This is a genomic window from Natrinema saccharevitans (genome assembly GCF_001953745.1).
Classification (GTDB): Archaea; Halobacteriota; Halobacteria; order Halobacteriales; family Natrialbaceae; genus Natrinema; species Natrinema saccharevitans.
Genome location: NZ_LWLN01000001.1, coordinates 2,081,406 through 2,106,390 on the forward strand (window position 1 = coordinate 2,081,406; position 24,985 = coordinate 2,106,390).

General features: G+C 67.8%; 25 protein-coding genes and 1 pseudogene. 6 read left to right on the plus strand and 20 right to left on the minus strand.

From position 1 onward, the window contains the following. Window positions 1-133: 133 nt before the first annotated feature. Window positions 134-919, minus strand: coding sequence for a chemotaxis protein CheW (locus A6E15_RS10545; protein ID WP_076146084.1), 786 nt, complete (start codon window positions 917-919; stop codon window positions 134-136). 173 nt (window positions 920-1,092) lie between these two features. Here A6E15_RS10545 and A6E15_RS10550 point away from each other — a divergent pair, with 173 nt between their 5' ends. Further along, on the plus strand, window positions 1,093-1,551 hold the full coding sequence (locus A6E15_RS10550; RefSeq protein WP_076146085.1) for a chemotaxis protein CheW: 459 nt from the start codon (window positions 1,093-1,095) through the stop codon (window positions 1,549-1,551). 56 nt (window positions 1,552-1,607) lie between these two features. On the opposite strand, the gene A6E15_RS10555 is transcribed toward A6E15_RS10550, so the two are convergent. Genes A6E15_RS10555 through A6E15_RS10565 form a run of 3 tightly spaced genes read right to left on the minus strand, consistent with a single transcriptional unit; the run spans window position 1,608 to window position 3,590 of the window. Beyond that, the gene (locus tag A6E15_RS10555; RefSeq protein ID WP_076146086.1) at window positions 1,608-2,378 is read right to left on the minus strand and encodes a DUF5803 family protein; all 771 of its coding nucleotides are present in this window, start codon (window positions 2,376-2,378) and stop codon (window positions 1,608-1,610) included. A 1-nt stretch (window position 2,379) separates the two neighbouring features. After that, window positions 2,380-3,066, minus strand: coding sequence for a DUF2110 family protein (locus tag A6E15_RS10560; protein ID WP_076146087.1), 687 nt, complete (start codon window positions 3,064-3,066; stop codon window positions 2,380-2,382). Continuing rightward, window positions 3,066-3,590, minus strand: a complete 525-nt coding sequence (locus A6E15_RS10565) for a transcription factor (protein ID WP_006181860.1) — start codon at window positions 3,588-3,590, stop codon at window positions 3,066-3,068. Before A6E15_RS10565 ends, A6E15_RS10560 begins: the two co-directional genes overlap by 1 nt. A gap of 160 nt (window positions 3,591-3,750) precedes the next feature. Between A6E15_RS10565 and A6E15_RS10570 the strand changes: the two genes are divergently transcribed. After that, window positions 3,751-4,746 (plus strand): MBL fold metallo-hydrolase, encoded by a 996-nt coding sequence (locus tag A6E15_RS10570; RefSeq protein WP_076146089.1) that lies wholly within the window; start codon window positions 3,751-3,753, stop codon window positions 4,744-4,746. Between the two features lie 21 nt (window positions 4,747-4,767). On the opposite strand, the gene A6E15_RS10575 is transcribed toward A6E15_RS10570, so the two are convergent. Further along, window positions 4,768-6,345: a class I adenylate-forming enzyme family protein gene (locus A6E15_RS10575; RefSeq protein ID WP_076146091.1), complete on the minus strand. Its 1,578-nt coding sequence runs from the start codon at window positions 6,343-6,345 to the stop codon at window positions 4,768-4,770. Window positions 6,346-6,474: 129 nt separating this feature from the next. Between A6E15_RS10575 and A6E15_RS10580 the strand changes: the two genes are divergently transcribed. Continuing rightward, entirely contained in the window at window positions 6,475-7,128 is a 654-nt protein-coding gene (locus tag A6E15_RS10580; RefSeq protein ID WP_076146093.1) for a hypothetical protein, read from the plus strand. Window positions 7,129-7,180: 52 nt separating this feature from the next. Here the strand turns inward: A6E15_RS10580 and A6E15_RS10585 are convergent, their stop codons facing one another. After that, a complete protein-coding gene (locus A6E15_RS10585) occupies window positions 7,181-7,738 on the minus strand; it encodes a tRNA (cytidine(56)-2'-O)-methyltransferase (protein ID WP_076146094.1) in 558 nt (185 codons plus the stop codon). A gap of 278 nt (window positions 7,739-8,016) precedes the next feature. Between A6E15_RS10585 and A6E15_RS10590 the strand changes: the two genes are divergently transcribed. Both A6E15_RS10590 and A6E15_RS10595 read left to right on the plus strand, forming a co-directional pair. Then, window positions 8,017-8,505, plus strand: coding sequence for a cupin domain-containing protein (locus A6E15_RS10590; protein WP_076146096.1), 489 nt, complete (start codon window positions 8,017-8,019; stop codon window positions 8,503-8,505). 65 nt (window positions 8,506-8,570) lie between these two features. Continuing rightward, window positions 8,571-8,789: a hypothetical protein gene (locus tag A6E15_RS10595; RefSeq protein ID WP_076146098.1), complete on the plus strand. Its 219-nt coding sequence runs from the start codon at window positions 8,571-8,573 to the stop codon at window positions 8,787-8,789. A gap of 103 nt (window positions 8,790-8,892) precedes the next feature. On the opposite strand, the gene A6E15_RS10600 is transcribed toward A6E15_RS10595, so the two are convergent. The 8 genes from A6E15_RS10600 to A6E15_RS10635 form a co-directional block, all read right to left on the minus strand. After that, window positions 8,893-9,351: a universal stress protein gene (locus tag A6E15_RS10600; RefSeq protein ID WP_076146099.1), complete on the minus strand. Its 459-nt coding sequence runs from the start codon at window positions 9,349-9,351 to the stop codon at window positions 8,893-8,895. Between the two features lie 4 nt (window positions 9,352-9,355). Then, window positions 9,356-11,047, minus strand: coding sequence for a VC_2705 family sodium/solute symporter (locus A6E15_RS10605; RefSeq protein WP_076146101.1), 1,692 nt, complete (start codon window positions 11,045-11,047; stop codon window positions 9,356-9,358). Continuing rightward, a complete protein-coding gene (locus A6E15_RS10610; protein WP_076146102.1) occupies window positions 11,044-11,490 on the minus strand; it encodes a DUF4212 domain-containing protein in 447 nt (148 codons plus the stop codon). Before A6E15_RS10610 ends, A6E15_RS10605 begins: the two co-directional genes overlap by 4 nt. A 59-nt stretch (window positions 11,491-11,549) precedes the next feature. Next, window positions 11,550-13,529, minus strand: coding sequence for an acetate--CoA ligase (acs, locus tag A6E15_RS10615; RefSeq protein WP_076146104.1), 1,980 nt, complete (start codon window positions 13,527-13,529; stop codon window positions 11,550-11,552). 259 nt (window positions 13,530-13,788) lie between these two features. Beyond that, window positions 13,789-16,005 carry a bacterio-opsin activator domain-containing protein gene (locus A6E15_RS10620; protein WP_076148303.1) on the minus strand — a complete coding sequence of 739 codons (2,217 nt, stop codon included), beginning with the start codon at window positions 16,003-16,005 and terminating at the stop codon, window positions 13,789-13,791. Window positions 16,006-16,139: 134 nt separating this feature from the next. Continuing rightward, on the minus strand, window positions 16,140-18,140 hold the full coding sequence (acs, locus tag A6E15_RS10625; RefSeq protein WP_076146106.1) for an acetate--CoA ligase: 2,001 nt from the start codon (window positions 18,138-18,140) through the stop codon (window positions 16,140-16,142). Window positions 18,141-18,225: 85 nt separating this feature from the next. Continuing rightward, on the minus strand, window positions 18,226-18,726 hold the full coding sequence (locus A6E15_RS10630; RefSeq protein WP_076146108.1) for a universal stress protein: 501 nt from the start codon (window positions 18,724-18,726) through the stop codon (window positions 18,226-18,228). Between the two features lie 51 nt (window positions 18,727-18,777). Continuing rightward, window positions 18,778-19,263, minus strand: coding sequence for a universal stress protein (locus A6E15_RS10635; protein WP_076146109.1), 486 nt, complete (start codon window positions 19,261-19,263; stop codon window positions 18,778-18,780). A 132-nt stretch (window positions 19,264-19,395) separates the two neighbouring features. On the opposite strand from A6E15_RS10635, the gene A6E15_RS10640 reads away from it, so the two are divergent. Continuing rightward, window positions 19,396-20,061 carry an HD domain-containing protein gene (locus A6E15_RS10640; protein ID WP_076146111.1) on the plus strand — a complete coding sequence of 222 codons (666 nt, stop codon included), beginning with the start codon at window positions 19,396-19,398 and terminating at the stop codon, window positions 20,059-20,061. A gap of 5 nt (window positions 20,062-20,066) precedes the next feature. Here the strand turns inward: A6E15_RS10640 and A6E15_RS10645 are convergent, their stop codons facing one another. The 6 genes and pseudogenes from A6E15_RS10645 to A6E15_RS10670 all read right to left on the minus strand — a co-directional run bounded on the left by A6E15_RS10645 (window position 20,067) and on the right by A6E15_RS10670 (window position 24,972). Further along, complete coding sequence (locus tag A6E15_RS10645) at window positions 20,067-20,783, minus strand: TOBE domain-containing protein (protein WP_076146112.1); 717 nt, start codon at window positions 20,781-20,783, stop codon at window positions 20,067-20,069. Between the two features lie 18 nt (window positions 20,784-20,801). Then, window positions 20,802-21,605 (minus strand): amino acid ABC transporter ATP-binding protein, encoded by an 804-nt coding sequence (locus A6E15_RS10650; RefSeq protein WP_076146114.1) that lies wholly within the window; start codon window positions 21,603-21,605, stop codon window positions 20,802-20,804. Window positions 21,606-21,654: 49 nt separating this feature from the next. Beyond that, window positions 21,655-22,326, minus strand: coding sequence for an ABC transporter permease (locus A6E15_RS10655; protein ID WP_076146116.1), 672 nt, complete (start codon window positions 22,324-22,326; stop codon window positions 21,655-21,657). 39 nt (window positions 22,327-22,365) lie between these two features. After that, a complete protein-coding gene (locus A6E15_RS10660; RefSeq protein ID WP_076146117.1) occupies window positions 22,366-23,286 on the minus strand; it encodes a substrate-binding domain-containing protein in 921 nt (306 codons plus the stop codon). 192 nt (window positions 23,287-23,478) lie between these two features. Beyond that, window positions 23,479-24,230, minus strand: a pseudogene (locus A6E15_RS10665) (hypothetical protein). A 64-nt stretch (window positions 24,231-24,294) separates the two neighbouring features. Then, complete coding sequence (locus tag A6E15_RS10670) at window positions 24,295-24,972, minus strand: hypothetical protein (protein ID WP_076148305.1); 678 nt, start codon at window positions 24,970-24,972, stop codon at window positions 24,295-24,297. Window positions 24,973-24,985: the final 13 nt, after the last annotated feature.

Consider the following 24,985-nt stretch of genomic DNA (forward strand, 5'->3'; position numbering starts at 1 on the left):
TACACCAAACTCTCGTTGAGATACAACTACCATAAATGCTGTCTCTCGATTATCACTCGTGATAAACGACGGATACGGGCCGGAAACCCGGGTCAAAGCCCCCCTTAGCGAACGGCGTGGTCTCGGCCTTTCGTCACGCTCCACCGGACGCTAACAACAGTCGCTCGACGTCGACCACGGCCGTCGCTTCGACGACGATCTCCGTCGTCGTGTCCCTCTCGTCGTTCTCGTCGGGTTCGGCGGTCGATTCGTCGATCGGTTCGACTTCGAACGTGTCGCCGACCGACTTCCCGAGCGCGCCGCCGGCCGGCCTCGAGGACAGGGCCGCGGCGCCGCCGACTTCGGTTCCGCCTCCGACCTCGACACCGGGGACAGCGCCCATCCCGTCGTCGGGCAGTCGCTCGGGATGGACACCGCCCACGTCGACGCGCGGGTCCCGCTCTTTGGTCACGATCGCGACGACCAGCGGATGCTCGAGAGCGTCGCCCGTGAGGTCGCTGTCCGCGACCGACTCGGCGTCGACGATGTCGCTTTCCGGCACCGTCTCGACGCCGATGACGTCGTCGACCCGGATCGCGGCCGACTGCCGGTCGCTCGGCCGATCGAGAACGAGCAGGCGCTCGCGCCCCGATCGCTCCTCGGTGACCGGGAAGTGGACCCGCGGATCGATGACGGCCGTGATCTCCCCGCGAAGGTCCATCAGCCCCTCGATGGCCGGCGGGGCACGCGGGACGCGCGTCAGTTCGTCCGGCGGTTCCGCGATGGTTCTGACCGAATCGACCGGGAGCGCGAGTCGGTGTTCGCCGACGCCGACGAAGACGAACCGTAGCAGCGTCTCCTGATCGTCCTCGTCGCCGTCATCGGGCCGGTCGTCGTCGATATCGATTCCGAGAAGCTTTTCCGAGAGATCCGGGGCCATGGTCCTGTTCGTGTATCAGGTTCCACCAATAAAACGTTGACTCCACCGTGGGAGTCGTCGGAGCTGACACGTCGCCGAACCCCAAGTCCCGTCTCGGTCGCTGCACACGTCAATTCGACGAAAATCCAACCTTTCGGAAGGCTTATCTTCCGAACAGGCCTCGTTCACTTCGAATGGGATCGGCTTCGAACCCCGACGACACGGAGACGAACGACTCCGTCACCGTCCTCACGTTCGACCTCGAGGGGAGACGCTACTGTGTCAGGGCCGAGTCGGTCGAATCGGTCCTCGGCGTGGCGAACGACGACCCCCTCGCGGACGCCGCGGACCCGTGGGACGCGGGAACGGTCACCCTCGCCGGCGAGCGGGTCAGAGTCGTCGACCTCCCGCGGGCCTTCGGCTCGTCGCTTCGGACGACCGCTCGCGTCGACGAACCCAAACTGCTCGTCTTCGCGGTGACCGACGACGAGGGCCGGTACTACGGCTGGCTGGTCGACGACGTCGACGTGACGCGCTCGGTTCGACCCGCCTCGCTCGAGCCGCTCCGCGTCGAGACGACCCACGTCAAGGGCCGACTCGAGATCGGCGGCGAGGAAGTCGTCTGGCTCGACGAGCGGACGATTCACGGCTGAAAACGGCGGCTCGACTCCGCCTCGAGCGGAGCCGATCCCGCGTGTCGGCGATCCGACTATAACAGTCCCGGCGGCCCGTCGTCGGAGTCGTCGTCGGTATCGACGTCGAGCCCGAACTCTTCGCGTTGCGCCCGGAGCTGTCTGACCTGCCGGTAGTAGTAGGCGATCCCGATCCCCCCGAGTATCGCGACCGCGCCGACGAGTCCGAGGAACAGCGGGATGTCACGCGTGAGGTAGTACCGAAGCGAGATCGGACTGTCGACCTCGTCCCACGTGAGCCGTTCCCGATCGTCGACGACCTCGCGCTCGTAGCCGTTCGGCGAGACGTCCCCGAAGAAGAAGTTCGAGGTGCGATGGTTCTCGGGGATCGTCACCTCGTAGGAGCCCTCGACGTAGGCCGGCAGCTGGAAGGTCTTCCGGCCGGCATCACCGGAAAACGCCAGCGTGCCGTTTTCGTTCGGCACCTGCACGGTGGTCTCGGACTGGCCCTGCTCGATCTCGAGGTCCGAGCCGTTCACTACGGTGCCGTTTGGATGCCAGTAGCGGACGGCGCTGATCTCTAAGGGTTCGTCCTGATAGAGCGAGGAGCGATACAGCGAGAGTTCGTCGGTGCCCTCGAGGTCGTAGACGGCCCGGAACTCGCCGTTGCTGATCACGTTTCCGCCTTCGACCTCGATGGCGACATCGGCGTCGCTGTCGCGCAGATCGCCGTACTCGGCGTCCTGGTCGAGTTGGTCGTCCGAGATCCCGCCGGAAAACGCCGAACAGCCGGCTCCCATCGTCAGCACGGCGACCGCGACCATCGCGAAGAGGAGCCGTCGGTTCATACTAGGGAACGACACAGCGGAGTTCGGCCGGGAGATACTCGCCGACGCTCGCGAGCAGCCCCGGCGGATCGGTGTCTTCGGGACAGATCACGCTCTGCTCGAGCAGGCCGAGCCGTTCGACGGTGACGTAGTCCTGGGCGTGGCCGGCGCGGTTGAGCGTGGCCCGCACCTCCGCTCGGGTCGCGCTGTTGACGTTGAGCCGGCCGTCGCCGCGGGTCCACTCGTAGAGGCGGTCCTGTTCGGCGTCGGCGAGCCGGGATGGCTCGGACTCGTCGTCCGCACCGTAGACGAATCGCAGCGGCACGTGTTGAACCAGCCCGTAGCGCTCGCGGATCTGCGTCGCCGACCCCGGGCCGAGCCCGAGTTCGTCGGTCGGAATCCGGACGCCGTCGCCCTGTCCCGCATCGAGGACGAACCCGCCCTCGTCCCAGGACTCGAGGGTGCCGACGTAGGTCTCGCCGGGCTCGAGATCGGGGACGATCTCGCCGAACTCCTCGCGGAGGACGTTTCGCGCGACGGTGGCGTCGTCGCCCTCGATCGTCACCGAGGGGAAGTCGTCGTGTCGGACGCCGATCTCGAACGCGACGTCGAGATCGCCGATCTCGTTGCCGACCAGCGAGCGCAGCGAGTCCAGCGCCCGCTCGCGGGCCTCGCCCTCGACGTACAGTTTGGTTGCGAGTACGACCATTAGGCGTCCGCGTCGATGTTGAGTTCGTCCTCGAGCGCGTCGAGGCGGTCGTCCATCGCGTTGACGAGTCGGTCGTTGTCCATCGATTCCAGCGGCGAGCCGCATTCGGGGCACTCGAAGCCGAAGTCCATCGCCTCGCCGAACTCGAAGCGGATGGAACAGATCTCACAGAGATAGAACTCGTGGTTGCGCTCGTACTCCCTGCGCTCGTCTAAGGCCTCGCGCAGCCGGTACATCTCCTCCTCTAGATTCTCCGGGATGTTGTCGTACTCGAAGGTCCAGAGGTAGGTCAACCACCCCGAGTCCTCGTCGCGCAGTCGCCGATACGTGGCGAGATCGTTCTCGTAGAGAATGAACAGCGCGCGCCGCACGTCGTTCAACTCGAGGTCGAGTTCCTCGGCGAGCTCCTCGTCGGTCACTTCCCCGTCAGGCGGTGCTGCCGCGACGGGCATCCCCTTGGGACCGACCAGCTCGTGCAAATATTTCTGGATTACCGGGTCCTCGAGCAGGTCCTCAAAAGCCATTACCTACGTGTAACGGTATGACGCCATTAAGTCTTGCCAACTGCCCTGCGCTGCCGACCGGCCGAGTCGCGGTAAATTCCACTCCGACTGGCGCGAAATCGAACGCCGTCGGCGAGTTCGGGCGCGACGTTTATGTGCCTGGGTGGCACTTCTCGGGATAATGACTACCGATACTTCCTGTGGGACCGTCCGTGCCGACCGCGCCCGCGAACGGATCCATCGACTCGAGTTCGACGTGCCCTGGCCGCCCAAACACGTCGCCGCCTATCTGCTCGAGGGCGAGGAGACGATCCTGTTCGACGCGGGCGCACCGGACGACGCCGGCGAGGCGGAACTGCGCGAGGGGCTGGCCGCGGCCGGCTACGAACCGGAAGACGTCGACCACGTCGTCGTGACCCACGTCCACAGCGATCACATCGGCCAGTTGCCCGTCCTTCGGGACGTCGGCGCGACCGTCCACGTGCCGACGCGGTCGCTGTCGCGACTCGAGCGCGATCTCGGGACCGCCCGCGAAGGCTTCGAGGAGATGACGACGGCGGCGGGCTACGACGGGGACAAGCGCGCCGAGATCGTCGAGGAGGAACTCGAGGAGTTGCGCCGCGACCGGCGGCTGATCGAGCCCGAGACCGCCCGCGAGATCGAGCCCGACGCGACGGTCGCGATCGGTGGTCGGGAGTTCGAGACGTTCGCGACGCCGGGTCACGCGGTCGATCACCTCTGTCTCGAGACGACCGTCGAGGGGACGACGGTGCTGTTTTCCGGCGACGCGCTCATCGAGCCGTTCCGCGCCGGCGCCTTCCAGGTCGGCCTCGACCGCGGTGCCGACGTGGCCGTCGACGCCTACTACGAGGCGATGGACCGACTGTCCGCGACGGACGCGACGCTCGTCTTCCCGGGCCACGGCCCCGTCTTCGAGGGGCCGCAAGCGGTCATCGAGAACACTCGGGACCGACTGGACGCGCTCCTCGAGGAGACCCGGGACGCCGCCGCGGCCGTCGGGCCCGCGAGCCCGCTGGCGATCGCCGAACAACGCGTCGGGACGGTTCGGCACATGGCCCCCCTGCTCGATACGATCGGAGCGCTGGGCACGCTCGAGCGCCGAGGATCGATAACCTCTGAAACCAGAGACGGCGTCAGATACTACGAGCTCGCGTGAAAACACGTGGAGCGACGCCGACTACTCCTCGCCGTCCTCGAGCTTGTACTTCTGGATCTTCCCCGAGGTTGTCCGGGGCAGTTCCTCGATGAACTCGACCTCGCGGGGGTGTTTGTACTCGGCGACCTCGGCGAGACAGAACTCCTGTAACTCGTCGGCGGTCACGTCGCTGCCCGGTTCGACGCCCTCGGCGGGCACGATGAAGGCCTTCGGCACCTCGTTGCGCCGCTCGTCCGGAATCCCGACGACGGCGGCGTCCGCGACGGCCTCGTGTTCCAGCAGCAGGTTCTCGAGTTCGCTGGGGTAGACGTTGTAGCCGGCGGTGTTGATCATGTGTTTCTTCCGGTCGACGATCTCGTAGTAGTTGTTCCCGTTGCGGCGGGCGATGTCGCCGGTCCGGAAGTAGCCGTTCTCGGTAAAGGCCGCCTCGGTCGCCCGGGGCATGTTGAGATACCCTTTCATGACCTGCGGGCCGCGGACGACGAGTTCGCCCTCCTCGCTGGGGGCGACCTCGTCGCCCGATCCGTCGACGATCTTGCAGTCGGTCATCCGCAGGGGCTGGCCGATCGTCCCGTGTTGCAGGCCGAAGGTCGACCCGCTCTGGGTGTGGGTCGCGCCGTGGGTCTCGGTGAGGCCGTACCCCTCCGAGATGTCGACGCCGGCGACCTCCTCGAAGCGCTTCTGGACCGACGGCGAGAGCTTCGCGCCACCCTCCGAGGCCGACTCGAGGCTCGAGAGGTCGTACTCGCTGAAGTCGTCGGACGCGACCATGTCGGCGTACATCGTCGTCACGCCGACGTAGTGGGTGATTCCCTCGTCCTCGATGAGCTGCAGACACTCTTGGGCGTCCCACTCGAGGGCGCTGCGGAAGTAGAGCCGGCCGCCGCCGACCAGCGGCTGGAGGGCGGTGTGGGTGAAGCCAGTGATGTGATAGAGCGGGAGCCAGGTCAGACTGCGGACGTCCTCGGGCTCGACGTCGACGTTCGAGGCCGTCAGGGGCCACATGAGCTGGGCCCGCGTGTTCTCGTGGGTGAGCTGGACCCCCTTCGGGTCGCCGGTCGTCCCGGAGGTGTAGGGCAACAGGGCCACGTCGTCGTCCGCGCGCTCGACCGTGGTCGGCTCGCCGCGCAGCTCCTCGAAGGCGTGATCCTCGGGATCGCGGGGCCAGTCCTCGCTTTGAATCGTGATGATCTCCGGTGTCATCCCCGCGTCCTCGAGTGCCTCGTCGACCACCTCCCGCAGCGCCGGGTGGGTGACGATCGCGCCCGCGTTCGTATCCTCGAGCTGGTAGGCCACTTCGCGGCGCTTGTACTGGGGATTGACCGGCGAAATCTCGACGCCGGCCTTGAACGCGCCGATCGAGGCGATCAGGTACTGCGGACAGTTCGGCAGGAACAGAAGCGCGCGGTCGCCGGGCTCGAGGCCGAGGTCGTGGAACCCGCCGGCGAGTTCGGCTGTCCAGTCCCGGACCTCCGCGTGGGTCCAGCGCCGGCCGTGGTGTTCCATCGCCTGTGCGTCCCCGTGGTGGGCCGCCGTCTGGTCGAACAGCTTCGCGACGTTGCCCTCGAGGGCGGACTCGTCGACCGCTTCCAGGTCCATGAATCGTGATACCGAACCCCATGTTTAAAATTGTACCTCTCTTACAGCCGAGACTCGAGCGCAAGCCGGACGACGTCCGGGCCGCGAAAAGCGCTAGATTTAGTAGCGGTAGTGTCGAATCACCAATGAATGGTGCTCGAGGGAGTCGCCCGTCTCGCCGATCGGATCGACCCCGGGGATATCGTCGCCGCCGTCGTCGCCGCAGGGGCGGTCGCCGTCCTCGACGTAGATCCGAGTGTGCTCGGAACGGTCCTCGGAATCGCGATCGGCGCGCCGCTGCTCGAGGCCGCGTTCGAGGAGTTCGACGTCGACCCGGCGCTGGCCTGGATCGGTGTTGGACTGACCGCCGTCGCCGCGGGCGCCGTGCAGTTGCGGGCCGGGAGCCACTGGCTCGCCGCCGCGTTGCTGGCGGTCGGCTGCTGGATCCTCCTCGACGGCCTGTCCGCGCGACGGGCCGACGACGGTTCCGAGACCGACGAGGACGACCTGACCGACGACGAGTTCCACCTCGTCGCACTGCACAGCCGCTGGCTGCTCGAGGAGCTGCGCGAGGCCGACCGGCCGCTCACGAGGGCGGAACTCTGTGACCGGATCGGACTCATGGAACCCGATTTCGACCGGGTACTCGAAGTACAGCGCGGATCGGGTCCGATCGAGCGGGTCGGCAACGGCTACGTCCTGAACGAGGACGAGACCGGCGTCCTCGCGGCCGTCCGAACGGTCCTCCGACTGGTCTGGGGACGACTCGTCCGCCCGGTTCGGCTGGTCGGCTCGAGCGGTTGAGATCATCGCCGGCCGGCGTCACGGCCCTCGAAGGCTACAGGGCTCGGTTCGCTTACTCGTCGGCGTCCGAGTCCGCCGATTCCACGCGTTTGCCCGTCTCCATCGGAACGACGCGCCGGTCGGCGTCGGCCCACTCCCGCTCGAGTTCCCGCCCCTCGAACAGGCGGTCGAGAAAGACCGCCAGCCCGGCCACTTCGGAGTGGGGCTGGTTGGTGACGCCGACGTTCCAGTCGGCCTCCTCGTAGACGTCGAAGGGGACCTTCTCGGAGCCGACGACCAGCAGGAGCGGCTCGCCCGCCTCGGCGTGGGCCGTCCGAATCTCGTCCTCGACGTCCTGGACGCGCTCGCCGTACATCGTGAGGTGGACGATCCGTCCCTCCCAGTTGCGGATGACGCCCTGTGGGCCCGCGGTGAGTTCGGCCTCGAATGGGCCGCCGAACCGATCGGTGATGTCGGCGACCGTCTCGAGCGACTGGCCGGCGTTGTCGGGAAAGATCACGCGGTCGGCCCCCAACGCCCGCGCGGTCAGGCCGACGTGAGTGGTCATCCGGTCGTCCCGTCCGGGTCGGTGTCCGAGCCGGAGGACGGCGACCTCGCTGTCGTCGTGCATGGCCGAACCCACTCCGGGACGGGGTTAGGGGGTTTCGTTTTCCCACCGAACTTTTTCCGTCTCGGGCTCGCCTTCGGCGAGCCTCTCGACGCAAAAACTTCGATGAAAAAAGGCCGAGCGCGCCGACGGCGCGCTCGGTGAACCGCTCACTTCGTTCGCGGATGCTGGACTGCATTTGACTATCGCCTCGTCCACCTCTCGAGCCCGGATCAGTACTGACTCGAGGCGGTTCGCGTCCCGGGAAATATTATACCGTTGACGAGCGTCGGTACCCGGATATGGAGAAAATCAACGAGGGCGACGTTGACTGGAAGGAGTACGACCGCGAGGAGGCCTCGTTCCGTCGGAAGGAACTGTCTAACGCCGTCGACGCCGCCGACCTCGGCTGTAGTCTCTACGAACTCCCGCCGGGCGAGCGGTCCTGGCCCTACCACTATCACACGGCCAACGAGGAGGCGATCTACGTGCTGGCGGGTGACGGCCAACTCGAAACCGAAGACGGTCTCGAGCCCCTCGGAGCCGGAGACTACGCGACCTTCCCGGCCGACCAGTCGGGCGGGCATAGAGTCGTCAACGACGGCGACGAACCGCTGCGATACCTGGCGATATCAACGATGAACGAGCCCGACGTTACGGTCTACCCCGAGATGGAGAAATTCGACGTCTTCGTCGGTTCGCCGCCGGGCGGTCGGGACGAGCGATCGCTCGAGGGCTACTACGCCCTCGGCGACGAGGTCGAGTACTGGGAGGAAAACGAGCGTCGATAGGCTTTTTCCGCGACCCTGCGAACGAGACACACGATGAACGGATCCGACCGTCGGGTGAGCGGCCGATGACAGGGGCCGGCGAGTGGCTGCGGACCGCCCGCGAGGAGCGGTGGGGAATCCTGACCGACCTCGCGTTCGCGGTCGTCTGGGTGACGCTGGTCGAGGTCGTCGCCTACCTCCTCGAGCCGCCGACCTGGGTGTACTACATGCTCATGCTCGCGGGCATCGTCGCCTACTTCGGGTTCATGTGGAACGTCGAGCTGGCGGTCCGACAGCAGGACTAGTCCGCGAGCGGTCCCGCCGCAGTCGTCTCTTTCCCGCCGCTGCGAATCCGTGCTATCGCCGTCGCTGGTCGACGGAGCGTCGAAAGAACAGTCTCGAGCCGCGTTACTCCTCGTCGGCGTCGATGACGAGTACCGGCGCGCGGGTCGACCGGAGCGTCCGTTCGGTCACGCTCCCGAGCAGCGCCCGGCGGACGCCGGTACGTCCGTGCGATCCCATGACGACGAGGTCGATGTCGTTGTCCGCGACGTAGTTGGCGATCATGTCGTGGGGTCGGCCCGCCGAGACGTGTTCGACGGTGTCGATCCCGAGTTCGCGGGCGCTGTCGGCCACGTAACCCGTGGCGTTCTCGGCGCGTTCTCGCACCTCGTCCATCTCGCCGTAGTGGCCCTGCTCGATGCGGTCGAGCTGTTCGCCACCGAGGCTGAGACTCATCGCGTTGGTATCGACCACGTACAGGGCGTGTACCTCGGCCCCGTACTGTTCGGCGAGATCGAGCGCGTGCTCGACCGCCAGTTCGGCCGTGTCGCTACCGTCGGTCGGAACGAGTATGTGTTCGTACATGGGTTCAGTCGTCCGCGGGGGTCTCGCCCCCGTCGGTCACGACGTCTTCGGCGGCCTGTTGCTGGCCCATCGGTTCGGGGCTGTGACACTGCCGGACGACTCGCTTGGTCTCTATGTCCGGCTCTTCGGTCACCAGCGAGACGGCGATGGTGACGATGAACACGACCGGCAGGGTGATCAGCGCCGAGCCGATCGCCGGCATCCACTGTGCCAGGCCCGCCGACAGCGGGGCCTCGAGCGAGGAGACGTAGGTCGGGACGATCTCGTTGATCATCGGGATCGACCAGCCGACCAGCCCGGTGGTCATGCCGGCGAGCGCGCCGGGACGGTTGGCGTTCTCCCACCACATCCCGAGGAAGAACATCGGGAACAGCACGGAGCCGGCCAGCGCGAACGCGTAGCCGACGAGCGCGGCGATCGACGACGCGGGGTCGAGCGCGGCCAGCGTCGTCAGCACGCCGAGCGCGACGATCGAGAGACGGCCGACGAGGATCTGCTGGCGCTGGGTCGCGTCCTCGTTGATGATGTTCGTGTAGATGTCGTGACTGATCGCCGACGAGCCGGCGATAAAGAGGCCGGCGACCGTCGCGATTGCGGCGGCGATCCCGCCGGCGGCGACGATGCCGACGAACCACTGCGGCAGGTTCGACAGCTGGGCCGCAAGCACGACGATGACCTCGCTGGCGGCACCGGTCATACCGGGATCGCCGTAGGTCGGGTCGACGTTCTGCGTGTACAGGTCCGTCCCGAACGCCGCGAACGCGGGGGCGCTCCAGTACAGGATGCAGATGAAGAACAGCCCCCAGACGGTCGACCAGCGGGCCGTCCGCTCGCTCTCGACCGTGTAGAACCGCACCAGCACGTGGGGCAGTCCGCAGGTCCCGACGATCAGCGAGAACGTGGTCGCGACCCACAGGTAGTAACTCGAGGTTGCGAACGGTTCGCTGAACTCGCTGCCGAGGTCGTCGATCAGCATGCCGTACTCGAGTTGGGGCAGCACGGTCGAGTAGCCGTTCGTGTAGCCGACGACGAGCAGCCCGGCCACGAACGCGATGATGAGGATCGTGTACTGGACCGCCTGGTTCTTCGTCGCACCCATCATGCCGGACAGCGTCAGGTAGCCGACGGTGATGACCATCATGGCGACGACCATCACCTGGTAGCCGTCGAGTCCGGGGATGATGCCGCCGTAGTCGCCGAAGATGTACAGGCCGACCAGTGCCATCCCCTTCGCCTGCCCGATGGCGTAGACGAAGCCGATGAGGAACGTCGTGATCGCTGCGATGGCGCGCGCGCCGTCGGAGTTGAAGCGGTCGCCGACGAAGTCCGGCGCGGTGTACTTCCCGAACCGGCGCAGCTGTGCGGCCATGAAGATCAGCAGGATGAAATAGCCCGTCGTCCAGCCGACGACGTACACCAGCCCGTAGAAGCCGGCCAGTGCGATCGAGGCGGCCATCCCGAGGTAGGAGGCCGCCGACATCCAGTTGGCACCGATCGCCATCCCGTTCTCGACGTTCCCGATCGAGCGGCCGGCGACCCACATGTCCTCGGTGTCGGCCACGCGGAAGACGAAGCCGATCGCCAGGAACAGCCCGAGCATCCCGATGACAAGCAGTGCCGGGAGGAGCTTGAACGAGATGTTGAGAGCCTCGGGCAGGAGGCTCTCCTGCAGCGGAACGGTCGCAGCGCCCGTCATTCGTCGACCCCTCCGTCGGCGGCCGCGGCGTCACCGCTTTCGCGGCCGGCGCTCTCGACGGCACCGTGATCGATGCCGTACTTCTCGTCCAGCGCGTCGCGCTTGCGCGAGTACCAGAACGAGAGGAGCAAGGCGCTGGTCGGCGCGCCGAAGGCGACCAGGAAGTAGTGCAGCGGGAAGCCGAGTACCGGCATCTGGGTCGTCATCGTATCCGTCGCCAGGTACGTCGCCGTCACCGGCCCCCAAACGGCGATGACCCAGATGACGAAGCCGGTCCAGACGATGCGCAGGTGATCGCGCATGAACTGGGTACTCGGGTTCAGCAGGTTCACCTCCGCGCTGAGGTAGTCGGTGTTCCGGTGGGCCTGGCCCGCTTGGCCGGCGACGCCACCGTCCGTGACGGTTCGATCGTCGGTCGAATCCTGAGTGTTATTATCTGGCATATGTTTGCGAATCGTTCGTATCGGTCGTTTTGTTGTTGAAAAATTTGTTCGTCAGTCGGTCAGTCGTCCGAGACCTGTTCGGCGATGTCGTCGACGACCCCCGGGTTCCGGAGCGTCGACGTGTTGCCGAGTTCGTTGCCGCTCGCGATGTCCTCGAGCAGGCGACGCATGATCTTGCCCGAGCGGGTCTTGGGCAGTTCGTGCGTGAAGACGATCTGCTCGGGTTTGGCGATCGGTCCGATCGAGTCGAGGACGGCTTCCATGGCCGTCTCCTCGAGTTCGGCGTGGCGGTCCTCGTAGCCGTCCTCGGGGATGGCGTAGACGTAGACCGCCTCGCCCTTGACGTCGTGGTCGCCGCCGACGACGGCGGCTTCGGCGATCCCCTCGACGCCGACGACGGCCGACTCGATCTCCATCGTGCCCAGCCGGTGGCCGGAGACGTTGATCACGTCGTCGACCCGGCCGAGGATGGTGATGTAGCCGTCCTCGTCGATCTTCGCCCCGTCTTCGGGGAAGTAGACCCACTCGTCGGCGTCGGGGTCGGAGTACTCCTCCCAGTACTCCGAGACGAACCGCTCGTCGTTGTCGTACAGCGTCCGGAGCATGCCGGGCCAGGGGTTGTTGACCGTGACGTAGCCGGCCCGTCCGGCCTCGACTTCCTCACCCTCGGTGTCGACGACTTGCGCGTCGATGCCCGGCAGCGGCGGCCCGGCGGAGCCGGGTTTCATGGTGTTGACCCCCGGCAGCGTCGTGATCATCATTCCGCCCGTCTCGGTCTGCCACCAGGTGTCGACGATCGGGCACTCCTCGTTGCCGATGTGCTTGTAGTACCACTTCCACGCCCGCGGGTTGATCGGTTCCCCGACGGTCCCCAGCAGCCGCAGCGAGGACAGGTCGTGGTTCTCGGTGTACTCCGAGCCCCACTTCATGAACGCCCGGATCGCCGTCGGCGCGGTGTAGAAGATGTCGACGCCGTTCTTCTCGACGATCTCCCACAGCCGGTCCTTGTCAGGGTAATCCGGGGTCCCCTCGTACATGACGCTGGTCGTCCCCAGCGCGAGCGGCCCGTAGACGATGTAGGAGTGGCCGGTGATCCAGCCGATGTCGGCCGAACACCAGTACGTGTCGTCGGCCTCGATGTCCAACACCGCGTGGCTCGTCCACGCCGTGTAGGCGAGGTAGCCGCCGGTGGTGTGTTTGACCCCCTTCGGCTTACCGGTCGTTCCCGACGTGTACATCAGGAACAACATGTCCTCGGCGTCGCGAGTGACCGGTTCGACCGTCGACCCCTCGTGGTCGGCCACGAGTTCGTCGTAATCGTGTTGGTTGTCCGCCAGCTCGTGATCCAAGTCGTCGCCGAGTCGGTCGACGACCACGACGTCGGAGACTTCGTGGTCGACGCCCTCGAGGCCCTCGTTGGCCTTCGAGATGTGATCGAGGGCGTCACCGCGTCGGTAGTAGCCGTCGCAGGTGACCAGATACTCGCTGTCGGCCGAGTTCATTCGGGTCGCCAGCGCGTCCGCCGAGAAGCCGGCGAAGACGACGCTGTGGGGCGCGCCGATGCGGGCACAGGCCAGCATCGCGATCGGCAACTCGGGAATCATCGGCATGTACAGCGTGACGACGTCGTCTTCCTCGACGCCGAGATCCCGCAGCGTCGCCGCGAAGTCCTCGACCTCGTCGAGCAGTTCCTCGTAGGTGTACGTCCGCGTCTCCCCGAGTTCGCCTTCCCACTCGATCGCCACGCTGTCGGCGCGACCGTCTTCTACGTGTCGGTCGAGACAGTTGTACGAGGCGTTGAGTTCGCCGCCGGTGAACCACTCGTAGAACGGGGCGTCCCCGTCCTCGAGAACGGTGTCGTACGCCTCGTCCCACGAGAGGAGGTCGGCCGCACGCTCCCAACACTCCGGCCAGTTCTCCTCGAACTCCTCGTAGATCCCCTGATCAGTGACGTTTGCCTGCTCGACGAACGACTCGGGCGGCTCGAAGGCCGCCTGCTCCTCGAGTCGTGCCTCGAGTTCGGCATTGTCCTGTGACATGGTACAGACACTCAATCACGTACTTCCATAGTAAAGAGCCCCTCTAGTTGTGCAAAATCGACCCCATTCACCCCGGACACCCTAGCATATATTGACTGTATTAGGACGTGATAGGCGTGCGGGACGCGCGCAAACGGGGGCGAATCGCCGGCGCGACGAGCCGATCGCGCGGTCGTCATCGCGCCGGCGGCCGCGATCGGCGGTCGGTCGAACGGCACCTCTAGGTATGTAGCCTCTACGCGTCGCCCCGGAGCCCGCGTTAGCCGTCCGGGTCGTCGAAAAAGGTCCGCAACAGTTCGTGTTGGCCCTTCCGCAGGTGGTTGTGCAGCGTCGGCGAGGAGACGCCCATCGCGTCGGCGACTTCCTCGGCCGTACTCTCCCGGGGCCAGTCGTAGTAGCCGCCGAAGTACGCCGCCCGGAGCGCGGCCTCCTGCCGGTCGGTCAGTCGGTCCTCGAGGCCCTCGCGGAACTCGCGGGCGGTCTGGACGGCCCGCTCGGTCTCGCGTTTGCCGACCAGTTCGGAGTCGGGAAACGCCGAGCGCAGGCCGTCGAGGATCGTCCGGAGGTCGGCGTCGGCCGCGCACTCGGCGGTGATCGTCGCCGTGCCGCCGTCGAAGACCGCCTCGTGGACGGTCGCGCCGTACTCGGTCAGCGTGCCGATCGGACACGCTCCCTCGACGACGACCTCGATCCGCCAGCCGTCCTCGTCGGTCTCGACCAGCCGACAGTCCTCGATCGCGGAATCGTCCGCTGCGAGGTCGAAGACGTCGCCGGGCGAGCCGTCCGCGAGCCGGACGTAGTAGAGCCGGGTGGACTCGTCGATCGGCACTAGCGAGTCGAGTTCGAGCCGGCAGTCGAGCCGCCGCGAGGCGTCGACGAAGAAGGAGCGATCGTCCCGACAGGCGACCTCGAGTTCGATCACGCGATCGGACAGCAGGAGGTTGCGCCGCCGGATGGCGGCGATGGCGTAGCCGACCTGTCGGCCGATCGTCGCGAGCCACGTTCGTTCGTCGTCCTCGAACGCGCCCGCGCGGTCGGTCGCGACCGAGAGCGTCCCGTAGACGGTTTCTCCGTAGGCGAGGGGCACTCGCGCGATCGCGCCCTCGAAGGAGTCCCCGCCGACGGTCGCCGCGACGTCGTCGGCCACGGTTACCGGTGGCTCGCCGACATCGCCGCCCGTGTCGGGGACGAACGCGGCGCTCTCGAGGTCGACCGTCGGATCGTCGTCCCACTCATCGGGGACGAGCCGCTCGACGGCGTCGGGTTCGATCCCGCTGGCGGCGCGCCACTCGTGGCGGCGATCGGAGAACGTCGCCCGGTCGATCCAGGCGAACTCGTAGGCCCGGCTGTCGGTCAGGGTCGCGCACGTAGCCGTCTCGATCTCCTCGTGGTCGGTCGCCTCGAGCAGGGCGTGGGTGACGGAGCGGTGTCGCCGGGCGACCGCGTACAGCCCCTCGAGTTCGTCGCGCCGGTCGCGCGCGGCCGCGAGTTCCTCGTGGGCGGCGGTGACGTCGCGGACGAAGACGGCGAACCCCCGGTGGTGGCCCTGGTCGTTCCGGAGCGGGGAGACGACCTCGGTCGCGCGAAACCGCGAGCCGTCTTTGTGGACGCGCCAGCCGTCGGCCTCGCAACCGGACTCGTCGAGGGCGGTCGAGAGGATCCGTTCGGGCGCGCCGTCGGCGACGGCCTCGTCGGTGTAAAACGTCGAAACGTGGGTGCCGACGATCTCGCCGGCCCGATAGCCGAACATCGCGGCCGCGCTACGGTTCCAGCGTTCGACGTAGCCGTCCGCGTCCAGCCGAAGGAGGGCGTACCGGTCGCTGGCGGCCAGCAGCAGGCGGATCACGCTGTCGTCGCTCACCGCGGGCCCGGGCCCGGTGTCGCCGGATCGGGGACCGGACGGCCCCTCGACAGGGTCGAAGGCGTCGACGATCTCGGCGTCGGTCGGCTCGGGGAGATAGGGCTCGAGGGCCTCGAAACTGCGCCAGCCGCCGGCGGTCTTGACGACGCGGGGGTTGACGTCGTGGTCGACCAAGGCGGTGTGGGCGAAGTACTGCCGGAGGTCGCTGGTGGAGACGTCCGCGAGGGCGGGGTCGTCGAACAGGTCGCCGGCCCGATCGGCGACGTCGGAGACGAGCATCTGGAGCCGCCGCGGCGTGACCGAGAAGATCCGGTCCTCCGGCGAGAGATCGTTGCTACGGGCGTAGCGCCGGAGTTCGCGCTCGACGCGGGTCGGCAGGTAGGCGGTCCGTTCGTCCCGCTCGTCGTCCGTCGGCACCCGAACCAGATACCGGGGCGGATCGATCCGGACCTGGTCGACGTGGTCGATCGTGAGCCGGGTCAGTTCGGCCGGCCGCAGCCCCACGTCCCCACAGAGCCGGACGACCAGCGCCTCCCGGTAGGTTTCCGCGGCGTCGAGCAGCGATTCGTACTCCCGCCGCCTGAGTACCGCCCCCGTGGTCGCCTCGAGACTCATGGCGTCTGGTTCGCTCATTCTGGTGACGCGAACATAATTGTATCGCCGATCCAGCGGGCCCGTGACCGAGAGCGAATCTACGGCACTGATTCCGGCATAGAAACCGTTTCGTGATTGCAGAGAGCGCGAAACTATTATCGGTCGCGGTAGACGTCCGCTCCCTCGTCGCCGACCGCGGCCTGGATCTCGCCGACGATCTCCGGGTTGCGAAGGGCGCTCGTATCGCCCAGCGACTCCCCGTTGGCGACGTCCTCGAGCAGCCGACGCATGATCTTGCCGGAACGGGTCTTGGGCAGCTCCGGCGTGAAGACGAGTTCGGTCGGGCTGGCGATCGGGCCGATCGCCGCCGCGACGTTCTCGCGGATCGCCGCTCGGATCGCCTCGCCCGGTTCGCGGCCGCTCTCGGTGCTGACGTAAGCGTAGATCTCGGTGTTGCCGGCCGGGATCGTGCGGCCGACGACGGCGGCCTCGGCGACGCCGTCGACGTCGGTGATCGCGCTCTCGACCTCCATGGTGCCCAGTCGGTGGCCGGAAACGTTGATAACGTCGTCGACCCGGCCGAGGACGGTGATGTAGCCGTCCTCGTCGATCCGGGCGGTGTCGCCGCTGAAGTAGCGCCAGTCGTCGGACGCGGGGTCGGAGAAGCGCTGCCAGTACTCCGTGACGAACCGGTCGTCGTTGTCGTACAGCGTCTGTGCCATCCCCGGCCACGGCCGGTCGATGGTGAGATAGCCGGTCCGACCGGGCTCGACGGGGTCGCCGGCCTCGTCGACGACGTTCGCGTCGATGCCGGGCAGGGGCGGCCCCGCGGAGCCGGGTTTCATCTCGTCGACGCCCGGCAGCGTCGAGATCGTCACCGCGCCGGTTTCGGTCTGCCACCAGGTGTCGACGACCGGACAGTCGCCGCCCCCGACGTGGTCGCGGTACCAGTTCCACGGCCGGGGACTGATCGGTTCGCCGACGGAGCCAAGCAGCCGCAGCGAGGAGAGATCGTGTTCGGCGGGGTACTCCGAGCCCCACTTCATGAACGCCCGGATCGCCGTCGGCGCGGTGTAGAAGACGTCGACGGCGTTGCGGTCGACGATCTCCCAGAGCCGGTCCCGGTCGGGGTAGTCGGGGGTCCCCTCGTACATCACCGTCGTCGTGCCCATCGCCAGCGGGCCGTAGACGATGTAGGAGTGACCCGTGATCCAGCCGATGTCGGCCGCACACCAGTAGGTGTCCTCGGGCTTGACGTCGAGGACGGCGTGGCTCGTCCACGCGACGTGGGCGAGATAGCCCCCCGTCGAGTGGACGACGCCCTTCGGCTCGCCGGTCGTCCCCGAGGTGTACATCAGAAACAGCATGTCCGTCGCCGATCGGACGACCGGATCGACGGTCTCGCCGGCGAACGCCTCCCGTAGCTCGTGATAGTCGTACTCGTCGTCGCCGAGGACGTGGGGCAAGTCGTCACCGAGTCGGTCGACGACGACCGTCCGCACGTCCTGCTCGAGCGCGAGCCGTGCGTTGTCGGCCTTGCTCTTCTGATTGAAGGCGTCGCCGCGGCGGTAGTAGCCGTCACAGGTCACGAGGAACTCGCTGTCGGCGGCGTCCATCCGGGTCGCCAAGGCGTCCGCGGAGAGCCCCGCGAAGACGACGCTGTGGGGTGCGCCGATGCGGGCACAGGCCAGCATCGCGATCGGCAGCTCGGGGATCATCGGCAGATAGATCGTGACGACGTCGTCCTCTTCGACGCCGAGATCCCGCAGCGCCGCCGCGAACTCGTTGACCTCGACGTAGAGGTCGCGGTAGGTGTAGGTGCGGCGCTCGCCCTGTTTGCCCTCCCAGCGAATCGCGGCGTGGTTCTTCCGACCCGACTCGAGGTGGCGATCCAGACAGTTGTACGCGGCGTTGAGCCGTCCGTCTGGGAACCACCGATAGAAAGGGGCCTCGTCGTCCTCGAGGACGGTGTCGTACGGCTCGTCCCAGGAGAGCAGGTCCGCCGCGCGCGTCCAGCAAGCCGGCCAGTCGGCCTCGAACGCCTCGTAGATTCCCGGATCGGCGACGTTCGCCTGCTCGGCGAACGACGCCGGCGGGCTATGGGTGGTCCCGGTCGGCGCAGCGCCGTCCCGGTCTCGCCCGTTCCGATCGACCATTTCGTCCGAACCGTGGTCGGTCAACGGAATAAACGTTCCTCCGAATCGCCAGCCGGTAGCCGGTTTCGATGGGGTCGAATCCCGCTTAGAGGTCGTCCTGCGTCGAGTCGATATCCGCGAGGTCCTCGGGATCGACCTCGTGGTCGGGTTCGCGGACGACGTAGACGTCGTACCGGTGATCGCTCGCGACCGGGCTCCCGACGCTCGACTGTGGCGCGATCACCGAGCCGGCGTTCTCCGAACCGATGAAGACCACGCTGGCCTCGATCTCGGCGGCGACGCGGCGAATCTCGCGGACGACGTTAGTCGTCGACGTCGCGGTCGGCTCGTCGGAGTCGACCCGCTCGGTCCGGACCGTCGCCTCGGGCGCGACCTCGTCGGCCCGGTTCCCGATCCCCGCGGCGACCGCGTCCATGTCGAACGGTTCGCCTTCCGTGATCCAGCCCCGATCGCGCGCGTACTCGGGGTCGTCGGGAATCACCGTCAGGGCGACGACCTCCTCGTCGAGCAAGTCGCCGAACGTCGACGCGCGCTCGAGCGCCCGCGTCGCCAACGCCGAGCCGTCGAAGGGAACGAGCAGTGACATGCCGCTAGGTCATACGACAGCGAAGGTAAATGTTCGCCCCAACACCGGGATCTACGTCCGTTCCCCGTCCGCAATTCGAGTCGGTTCCGCCGCTTCCCGGTCGGGCTCCTCTCCCCCACCGACGACCAGTACCGGGCGGTCCGTCATGCGGACGACCCTGTCGACGGTGCTGCCCAGCAGGGCCCCCTTGAACGACGAGCGGCCGCGAGAGCCAAGCACGAGCGCGCCGACCCCGACCTCGTCGGCGTACGCGAGGATCTCCTCGTGGGGAACGCCCGACAGAACCGCCGTCTCGGCCTCGATCCCGTCCTCGCGAGCCCGCGCCTCGAGGTCCTCGAGCCAGCCGGCCGCCCGCTCCTCGAGGTGGCGTCTGGCCTCCTCTGGATCGACGATACCGGTGTCGTAGTCGGTTCGCTCGTCGACGACGGCGACGCCGAACAGCGCCGCGTCGAACCGGTCGGCGAGCGCGACGGCGTGATCGACCGCCGTCGCCGCCGCCTCGCTGCCGTCGGTCGCGACCAGAATCGAGTCGTACATGGGCGTCGGTACGGCCCCCCTCGAGAAAGGCCTATGGCTCGCCGACCGGCAGTCCCACCCTCGACGGGACCCGACTGCCGACCTGACAGTAGAGAAATATTATAGTATCGGACGGTACTTCTCACGGGCACGATGGCACAGAAATTGGGCCCGCTGGCTCGCTCGCTATCGTCGTCCTATTACGGCGACGCCCTCCCGGCACACGATCGGTACCACGCCGAGCGCGTCCGCGACCTGTCGATTCGGCTGGCGAACGACTGCAAACGACCCGTCGACGGCGACGTTCTCGCGGCGGCGGCCTGGTTACACGACATCGGTCGCCCGCGGGAGCGAACGGACGAGATCGACGATCACGACGAGTGGGCCGCAGCCGAGGCCGCGGCCCTCCTCGAGTCGGAGGGCGTGGCGGCGGACCGGATCGACGCCGTCACGCACTGTATCCGAGCCCACAGTATCCGCGCGAGTTCGCCGGAGCCCGAGACGCTCGAGGCGCGGCTGCTCTTCGACGCGGACAAGTTAGACGCCGCCGGCGCGCGCGGGATCGTCCGGCTGGCCTGTATCGTCGGCGAACGATCGGGCAGACGGGACGAGGCGTACGCGGTCATCGACGACGCGTCGGCGTCCGGACTGGCCGCGTCGGGACTGCCGGACGTCACGCTCCTTCGGGAGTGGGCCGACGAGCGGCTCGACGCGCTGTATACCGACCCCGGACGCCGCCTCGGCGAGTCCCGCCGGCGGTTCGTCGACGACTTCTTCGCGCGCTTCGAGAACGAGATCGGCGTCGACGGGACGCAGTAACCGACTCAGTCGCCGTCGGTCCCTCGGCCCTCGACGCCGCGGGCCGCCGTCGCCTTCACCGAGGCGACGATCGACCGCCCGGGCTCGAGCCCCAGCGCGTCGACGCTTCGCCGCGTGACCAGCGCCACGAGTTCGGCGTCGTCCGCGTCGCCCTCGTCCGTCTCGAGGTCGATCCCGACCCTCGCGACCGCGTCGCCGGCCTCGTGCCACGAGACGGTCCCGGGGAATCGGTTACGGACGCTGGTGCCCTCGGCCCGTGGCACCTCGTCGGGAGCGTGCAGGCTCACGGCGTCGGAGCGGACCGTCACTGACGCGGTCGCGGCCTCGCTGGGCACGACCGCCAGCACCTCGCCGGCGTCGGTCGCGACGGTCGCGAGTTCCCCGTCCCGGTCGACGACCGGCCCGGACAACACCGTCTCGTCGACGCGGGCGACCCCCTCGTAGGCGGCAACCAGTCGATCGAACCGCGCCAGCAGGTCCCGGGCTCGGTCGGTCAGCGAACTCCCGCCGCCGCCGGCACCCCCGCGGGTGCGCTCGACTAGCGGGCCGATCGCGTCCTCGAGTTCGACCACGCGCTGCTGGAGGCGAGGATAGGATCGCTCGAGGGCCTCGGCGGCCCCGGACAGCGAGCCGCGGTCGTCGATCGCGCGCAACATCGCGACGTCGCTCCGGTCGACGGTCACGTCGTCGATCCGCAGGTAGGGCTCGAACTCCTTCTCCATTCGACTCCCCATTGATCGTCAGGCGAAAAGTTCGTTGTCATCGTACAGCAGGTCGCCCCGGACGAACCGCGCGGTTCGTTCGTCTCGCGGGTTCTCGAAGACCCGCGCTGCCGGCCCGGTCTCGACCAGTTCGCCTTCCAGCAGGAACGCGACCCGGTCCGAGATCCGCTCGGCCTGGTGCATGTCGTGGGTCGCGAGCAAGACGCCGTGACCGCGGTCGCGCGCCCGGTCGATGGCGCGCTCGAGGATGGCCGTGTTCCGCGGGTCGAGATCGGAGGTCGGCTCGTCGAGGACGAGCAGGTCCGGTTCGGTCGCGAGCGCGCGGGCAAACGACACCCGCTGGGCCTCGCCGCCGGACAGCGACGCGGCGTCGCGGTCCCACGCGTCGTCGAGGCCGACGAGTTCGAGGGCCTCGCGGGTGCGGTCGTCGACGGTCGGTTCGCCACTGAGCCACCGATCGACGAGGCGTCGCCCGAACCCCCGCAGTCGCTGGGGCCACGGACGGCGAACGCGCCGACCGACGTCGACGTTGCGGGCCACCGAGGCCTCGAAGAGGCTCGCCTGCTGAAAGACCATCCCGATCCGCCGGCGAACCGCCAGCCGCTCCGCCCGGGACAGCGCCCACGGATCGGCCCCGTCACAGCGAACGGCGCCGCCGGTCGGCCGCTCGAACAGCGCGGCCAGCCGCAACAGCGTGGTCTTGCCGGCCCCTGAGGGGCCGATGATCGTCACCACCTCGCCGGACCCGACCGACAGCGAGACGTCAGTCAGGATCGACGTGTCGTCGACGCCGTAGGCGGCGTTCTCGAACGCGAGGTTCACGCCGTTCCCACCTCGATTGCGGGCCGTCCGGGTTCGATCCCCGGCATGGTCATCGCCCCCCGAGCCGCAGGACGACCCCGTTGACGAGCAAGACGAGGACGAGCAACACCGCACCGAGTATCAGGGCCACTTCGAACTCGCCCTTGCGCACCTCGAACTGGATCGCGGTCGTCAGGGTGCGGGTCTTCGAGGTGCCGTCGGCGTAGGCGATGTTGCCGCCGACGATCAGGACGGAGCCGACTTCGCTGATCGCCCGGCCGAAGCCGGCGAGAATCCCGGTGATGACGCCGTAGCGGGCCTCTTTGAGCGTGATCAGGGCGACATCGGCTCGTGTCCCGCCGACGCCGTAGGCGGCGTCCCGAACGGCGTCGTCGACGCTTTCGACCGCCGACAGCGCGACGCCGGTGATCACCGGTGCGGCCAGCACGCACTGGGAGATGATCATCGCCTCGGGCGTGTAGATGAGATTCAGCGTCCCCAGCGGCCCCTGATTCGAGAGGACGTACCAGACGAGCAGGCCGACGACGACGCTCGGGAACCCCATGCCGGTGTTGATGACGGCGGTGACGAACCGCTTGCCCCGGAAGTCCGCGAACCCGACGGCGAAGGCGATCGGGAGGCTCAGGACGGTACTCACCAGCACGGCGACGAGGCTGACCGTCAGCGAGAGCCGAATGATACTCCGGAGATACGTCGGATCCGAGAGCGCGTCGAGTGGCATCTGTAGTGGTGGTATCCGTCCGTGTTCGCAGGCCGGGGTTTACTCTTCCGATCCGTCCGGCTGCCAGCCCTCCGGGACGTATTGCTGGAAGTCCGGATCCTCCGACAGTGCCTCCGGGAAGAACAACTGCTCGCCGTTCGCGGTGAAGTCCTCGATGACCGCCTGTCCCTCGGGGCTCGTGACGAAGCCGATGTAGGCCATCGCGAGCTGGTAGTTGACGTCGTCGTGGATCTCGGGGTTGACTGCCATGATCCCGTAGGGGTTCGCGAGCAGTTCGGGTCCGCCCTCGATCGGCCCCTGCAACAGGATCTCGAGGTCGAGATCGTCCCGCGAGAGGTACGTGCCCCGATCCGAGAGGGTGTAGGCACCCGACTCGTTCGCGTTGGTCAGCGTCTCGCCCATCCCCTGTCCGAGTTCCTGGTACCACTCGCCGCCGGGCTCGAGACCGGCTTCCGACCAGATCACCAGCTCCTTGGTGTGGGTTCCGGACTCGTCCCCGCGGGAGACGAACGTCGCCTCGGCGTCCGCGATCGCCTCGAACGCCGCCGTCGCCTGCTCGGTGTCGCCGACGCCCGCGGGATCGTCGCTCGGCCCGACGACGACGAAGTCGTTGAACAGCAGGTCGCGCCGGTTGACGCCGTACCCCTCCCGCATGAACTCGTCCTCTTGGGACCGGGCGTGGACCAGAATGACGTCGGCGTTGCCGTCCCGCGCCGACCGGATCGCGGCACCGGTCCCGTCCGCGTTGGCCGCCACGCGCGTGCCGAACCGCTCCCTGAAAGCGGCGTTGAGTTCGTCGAGCAACCCCGTCGCTTCCGTGCTGGTCGTCGTCGCCATCGCCAGTTCCTCGCCGGCGATCGACCCCTCGCCGTCGTCGTCGCTGTCTCCGAGACAGCCGCCGACCGCCGCGGCGATCCCCGCCGCGCTCGCACCGAGTACCTCCCGACGTCGATATTCCATACTGGGAACAACGATGGAACACAATCGTATAAACGTACCGCTCGGGGCACCCGCGGACGGTTACGCGACGCGCTCGAGGGCCGTCGAGCGGCGCTATCGTAACCCCAATCGGTTACTCGAGCGGGCCGATACGGCTCGGCTCGGATCCGCGGAAAAAGGTCGGCTCGAGCGGGGCGGCCGAAGAACGACCGCTTACCCGCGTTTGTCCGGCATCGTCGAGTGGCGGGCGGTCCCGCGCATGTCCGCCCGCTGGGACGGCGGCGGTGCCATCGTCGAGTGTCGGCTCGGCCCGCCCGAGGCCGTGCCCCCGCTCCCCGTCGCCGCCGAGTCCCGAGCCCAGCAGCCCCTCGTCCTCGTCGGCGGCTTCGGCCTCCGCAGCCTCGTCCCCGGCCGTCGTGTCGTCCGCGTCGCTCTCGGCCGTCCCGGCGCGTCGCTCCTCGAGTCGCGCCTTCAGTCGCGACACCTCGTCCCCGAAGTCGGCGAACGAGTCGCGCATCGCCGACCGGAACCCGTCGCCGAGGTCGTCGGCCGACGACTCGGCTCCGCTCTCGCTTTCCGTCGACTCGGCCGGTTCGCCGATCGCTTCCTGCAGCTCGCCGACGGCGTCCCCGAGCCCGCCGTCGTCCGCTCGGTCGGCGAGCCTCGAGAGCCGGAGCAACCGCTGGAGATCCGCGACGTTCTCCCGCTCGCCCCGTGCGATCGCCTCGGGGATCGAGTCCGGCTCCGAGCCGTCCTCGAGCGTGTCCAGGCCGACCGCCGAAAGCAGGTCGTCGGGATCGGCCGACTCGAGGATGTCGTCGGCCTCGCGTGCGGTCTCGAGCGGGTCGGATTCGGCGTCCTCGTCGCCGCCGGTGACGAGCGAGCCGCCGCGCTCGTCGGCGTCGTGCATCGTCGGCGTCGTGCAGTACCTCGCGGACGCGGTCCCGGAGTGCTGCGTCGCTCATCTGTGTCTGTGTCGCTTCGTTCTCGCTGGTCGTCCCCGCGACGGGACACGATGCGGTCGGTCGACTACTCGGCCTCGGCCGCTTCCGTCTCCGAGTCGTCCGCTTCCTCGCCGGTCACCGTCTCGACGATCTCCGCCGTCATCTCCTCGCGGCTGAGGTTGGCCTTCACGCCGACGTCTTTCGCGATCGACTGCAGGTCGCTGTAGGACAGCACCCCGAGGAAGTCCTCGAGGGTGTCTTCCCGCAGGTCTTCGATCTCTTCGACGGACGGGTCGCCGTCCGAGTCCGCCGGTTCGTCGATCTCCTCGCCGCCCTCGGTTTCCGACTCGGTCCCGTCGCTGTCCTCGCTTTCGCCGCCGACCCCCTCGAGAAGCCCTTCGACGCCGCCGCCCTCGGTGACGCCGTTCGCCATCGACTCGAGGGAGTCGCGGCCCCCGATCTCCGAGATCGATTCCCGGACGGCGTCCGCGACCGCCGTCCGAACCTCGGCCGGCAGTTCGCCGAGTTCTTTGCCGTCCTCGAGACCCTCGGCAACCGTCTCGTGGACCCCGCGACCGACGGCGGTCCCCAGTTGCCGGCCGAACTGCTCGCCGAACTGGCGGCCGACCGCGGTCCCGATCTCGCCGCCGTCGATGCTGTCCTCGATGCTGCCGTCCCCGAGCATGTCGGCCACGTCGATCTGTGCTTTCATTTCGTCGGCGACCATCCCCTTCAGCCCGGACTCGTTACTCACGGCGATCACCGCCGCTCGAGTC

Bases quoted from the DNA above. Each gene is read 5' to 3' on its own strand.
- A6E15_RS10545 (WP_076146084.1), bottom strand. From the start codon at position 919: ATGGCCCCGGATCTCTCGGAAAAGCTTCTCGGAATCGATATCGACGAC.
- A6E15_RS10550 (WP_076146085.1), top strand. From the start codon at position 1,093: ATGGGATCGGCTTCGAACCCCGACGACACGGAGACGAACGACTCCGTC.
- A6E15_RS10555 (WP_076146086.1), bottom strand. From the start codon at position 2,378: ATGAACCGACGGCTCCTCTTCGCGATGGTCGCGGTCGCCGTGCTGACG.
- A6E15_RS10560 (WP_076146087.1), bottom strand. From the start codon at position 3,066: ATGGTCGTACTCGCAACCAAACTGTACGTCGAGGGCGAGGCCCGCGAG.
- A6E15_RS10565 (WP_006181860.1), bottom strand. From the start codon at position 3,590: ATGGCTTTTGAGGACCTGCTCGAGGACCCGGTAATCCAGAAATATTTG.
- A6E15_RS10570 (WP_076146089.1), top strand. From the start codon at position 3,751: ATGACTACCGATACTTCCTGTGGGACCGTCCGTGCCGACCGCGCCCGC.
- A6E15_RS10575 (WP_076146091.1), bottom strand. From the start codon at position 6,345: ATGGACCTGGAAGCGGTCGACGAGTCCGCCCTCGAGGGCAACGTCGCG.
- A6E15_RS10580 (WP_076146093.1), top strand. From the start codon at position 6,475: ATGGTGCTCGAGGGAGTCGCCCGTCTCGCCGATCGGATCGACCCCGGG.
- A6E15_RS10585 (WP_076146094.1), bottom strand. From the start codon at position 7,738: ATGCACGACGACAGCGAGGTCGCCGTCCTCCGGCTCGGACACCGACCC.
- A6E15_RS10590 (WP_076146096.1), top strand. From the start codon at position 8,017: ATGGAGAAAATCAACGAGGGCGACGTTGACTGGAAGGAGTACGACCGC.
- A6E15_RS10595 (WP_076146098.1), top strand. From the start codon at position 8,571: ATGACAGGGGCCGGCGAGTGGCTGCGGACCGCCCGCGAGGAGCGGTGG.
- A6E15_RS10600 (WP_076146099.1), bottom strand. From the start codon at position 9,351: ATGTACGAACACATACTCGTTCCGACCGACGGTAGCGACACGGCCGAA.
- A6E15_RS10605 (WP_076146101.1), bottom strand. From the start codon at position 11,047: ATGACGGGCGCTGCGACCGTTCCGCTGCAGGAGAGCCTCCTGCCCGAG.
- A6E15_RS10610 (WP_076146102.1), bottom strand. From the start codon at position 11,490: ATGCCAGATAATAACACTCAGGATTCGACCGACGATCGAACCGTCACG.
- acs (WP_076146104.1), bottom strand. From the start codon at position 13,529: ATGTCACAGGACAATGCCGAACTCGAGGCACGACTCGAGGAGCAGGCG.
- A6E15_RS10620 (WP_076148303.1), bottom strand. From the start codon at position 16,005: ATGAGTCTCGAGGCGACCACGGGGGCGGTACTCAGGCGGCGGGAGTAC.
- acs (WP_076146106.1), bottom strand. From the start codon at position 18,140: ATGGTCGATCGGAACGGGCGAGACCGGGACGGCGCTGCGCCGACCGGG.
- A6E15_RS10630 (WP_076146108.1), bottom strand. From the start codon at position 18,726: ATGTCACTGCTCGTTCCCTTCGACGGCTCGGCGTTGGCGACGCGGGCG.
- A6E15_RS10635 (WP_076146109.1), bottom strand. From the start codon at position 19,263: ATGTACGACTCGATTCTGGTCGCGACCGACGGCAGCGAGGCGGCGGCG.
- A6E15_RS10640 (WP_076146111.1), top strand. From the start codon at position 19,396: ATGGCACAGAAATTGGGCCCGCTGGCTCGCTCGCTATCGTCGTCCTAT.
- A6E15_RS10645 (WP_076146112.1), bottom strand. From the start codon at position 20,783: ATGGAGAAGGAGTTCGAGCCCTACCTGCGGATCGACGACGTGACCGTC.
- A6E15_RS10655 (WP_076146116.1), bottom strand. From the start codon at position 22,326: ATGCCACTCGACGCGCTCTCGGATCCGACGTATCTCCGGAGTATCATT.
- A6E15_RS10660 (WP_076146117.1), bottom strand. From the start codon at position 23,286: ATGGAATATCGACGTCGGGAGGTACTCGGTGCGAGCGCGGCGGGGATC.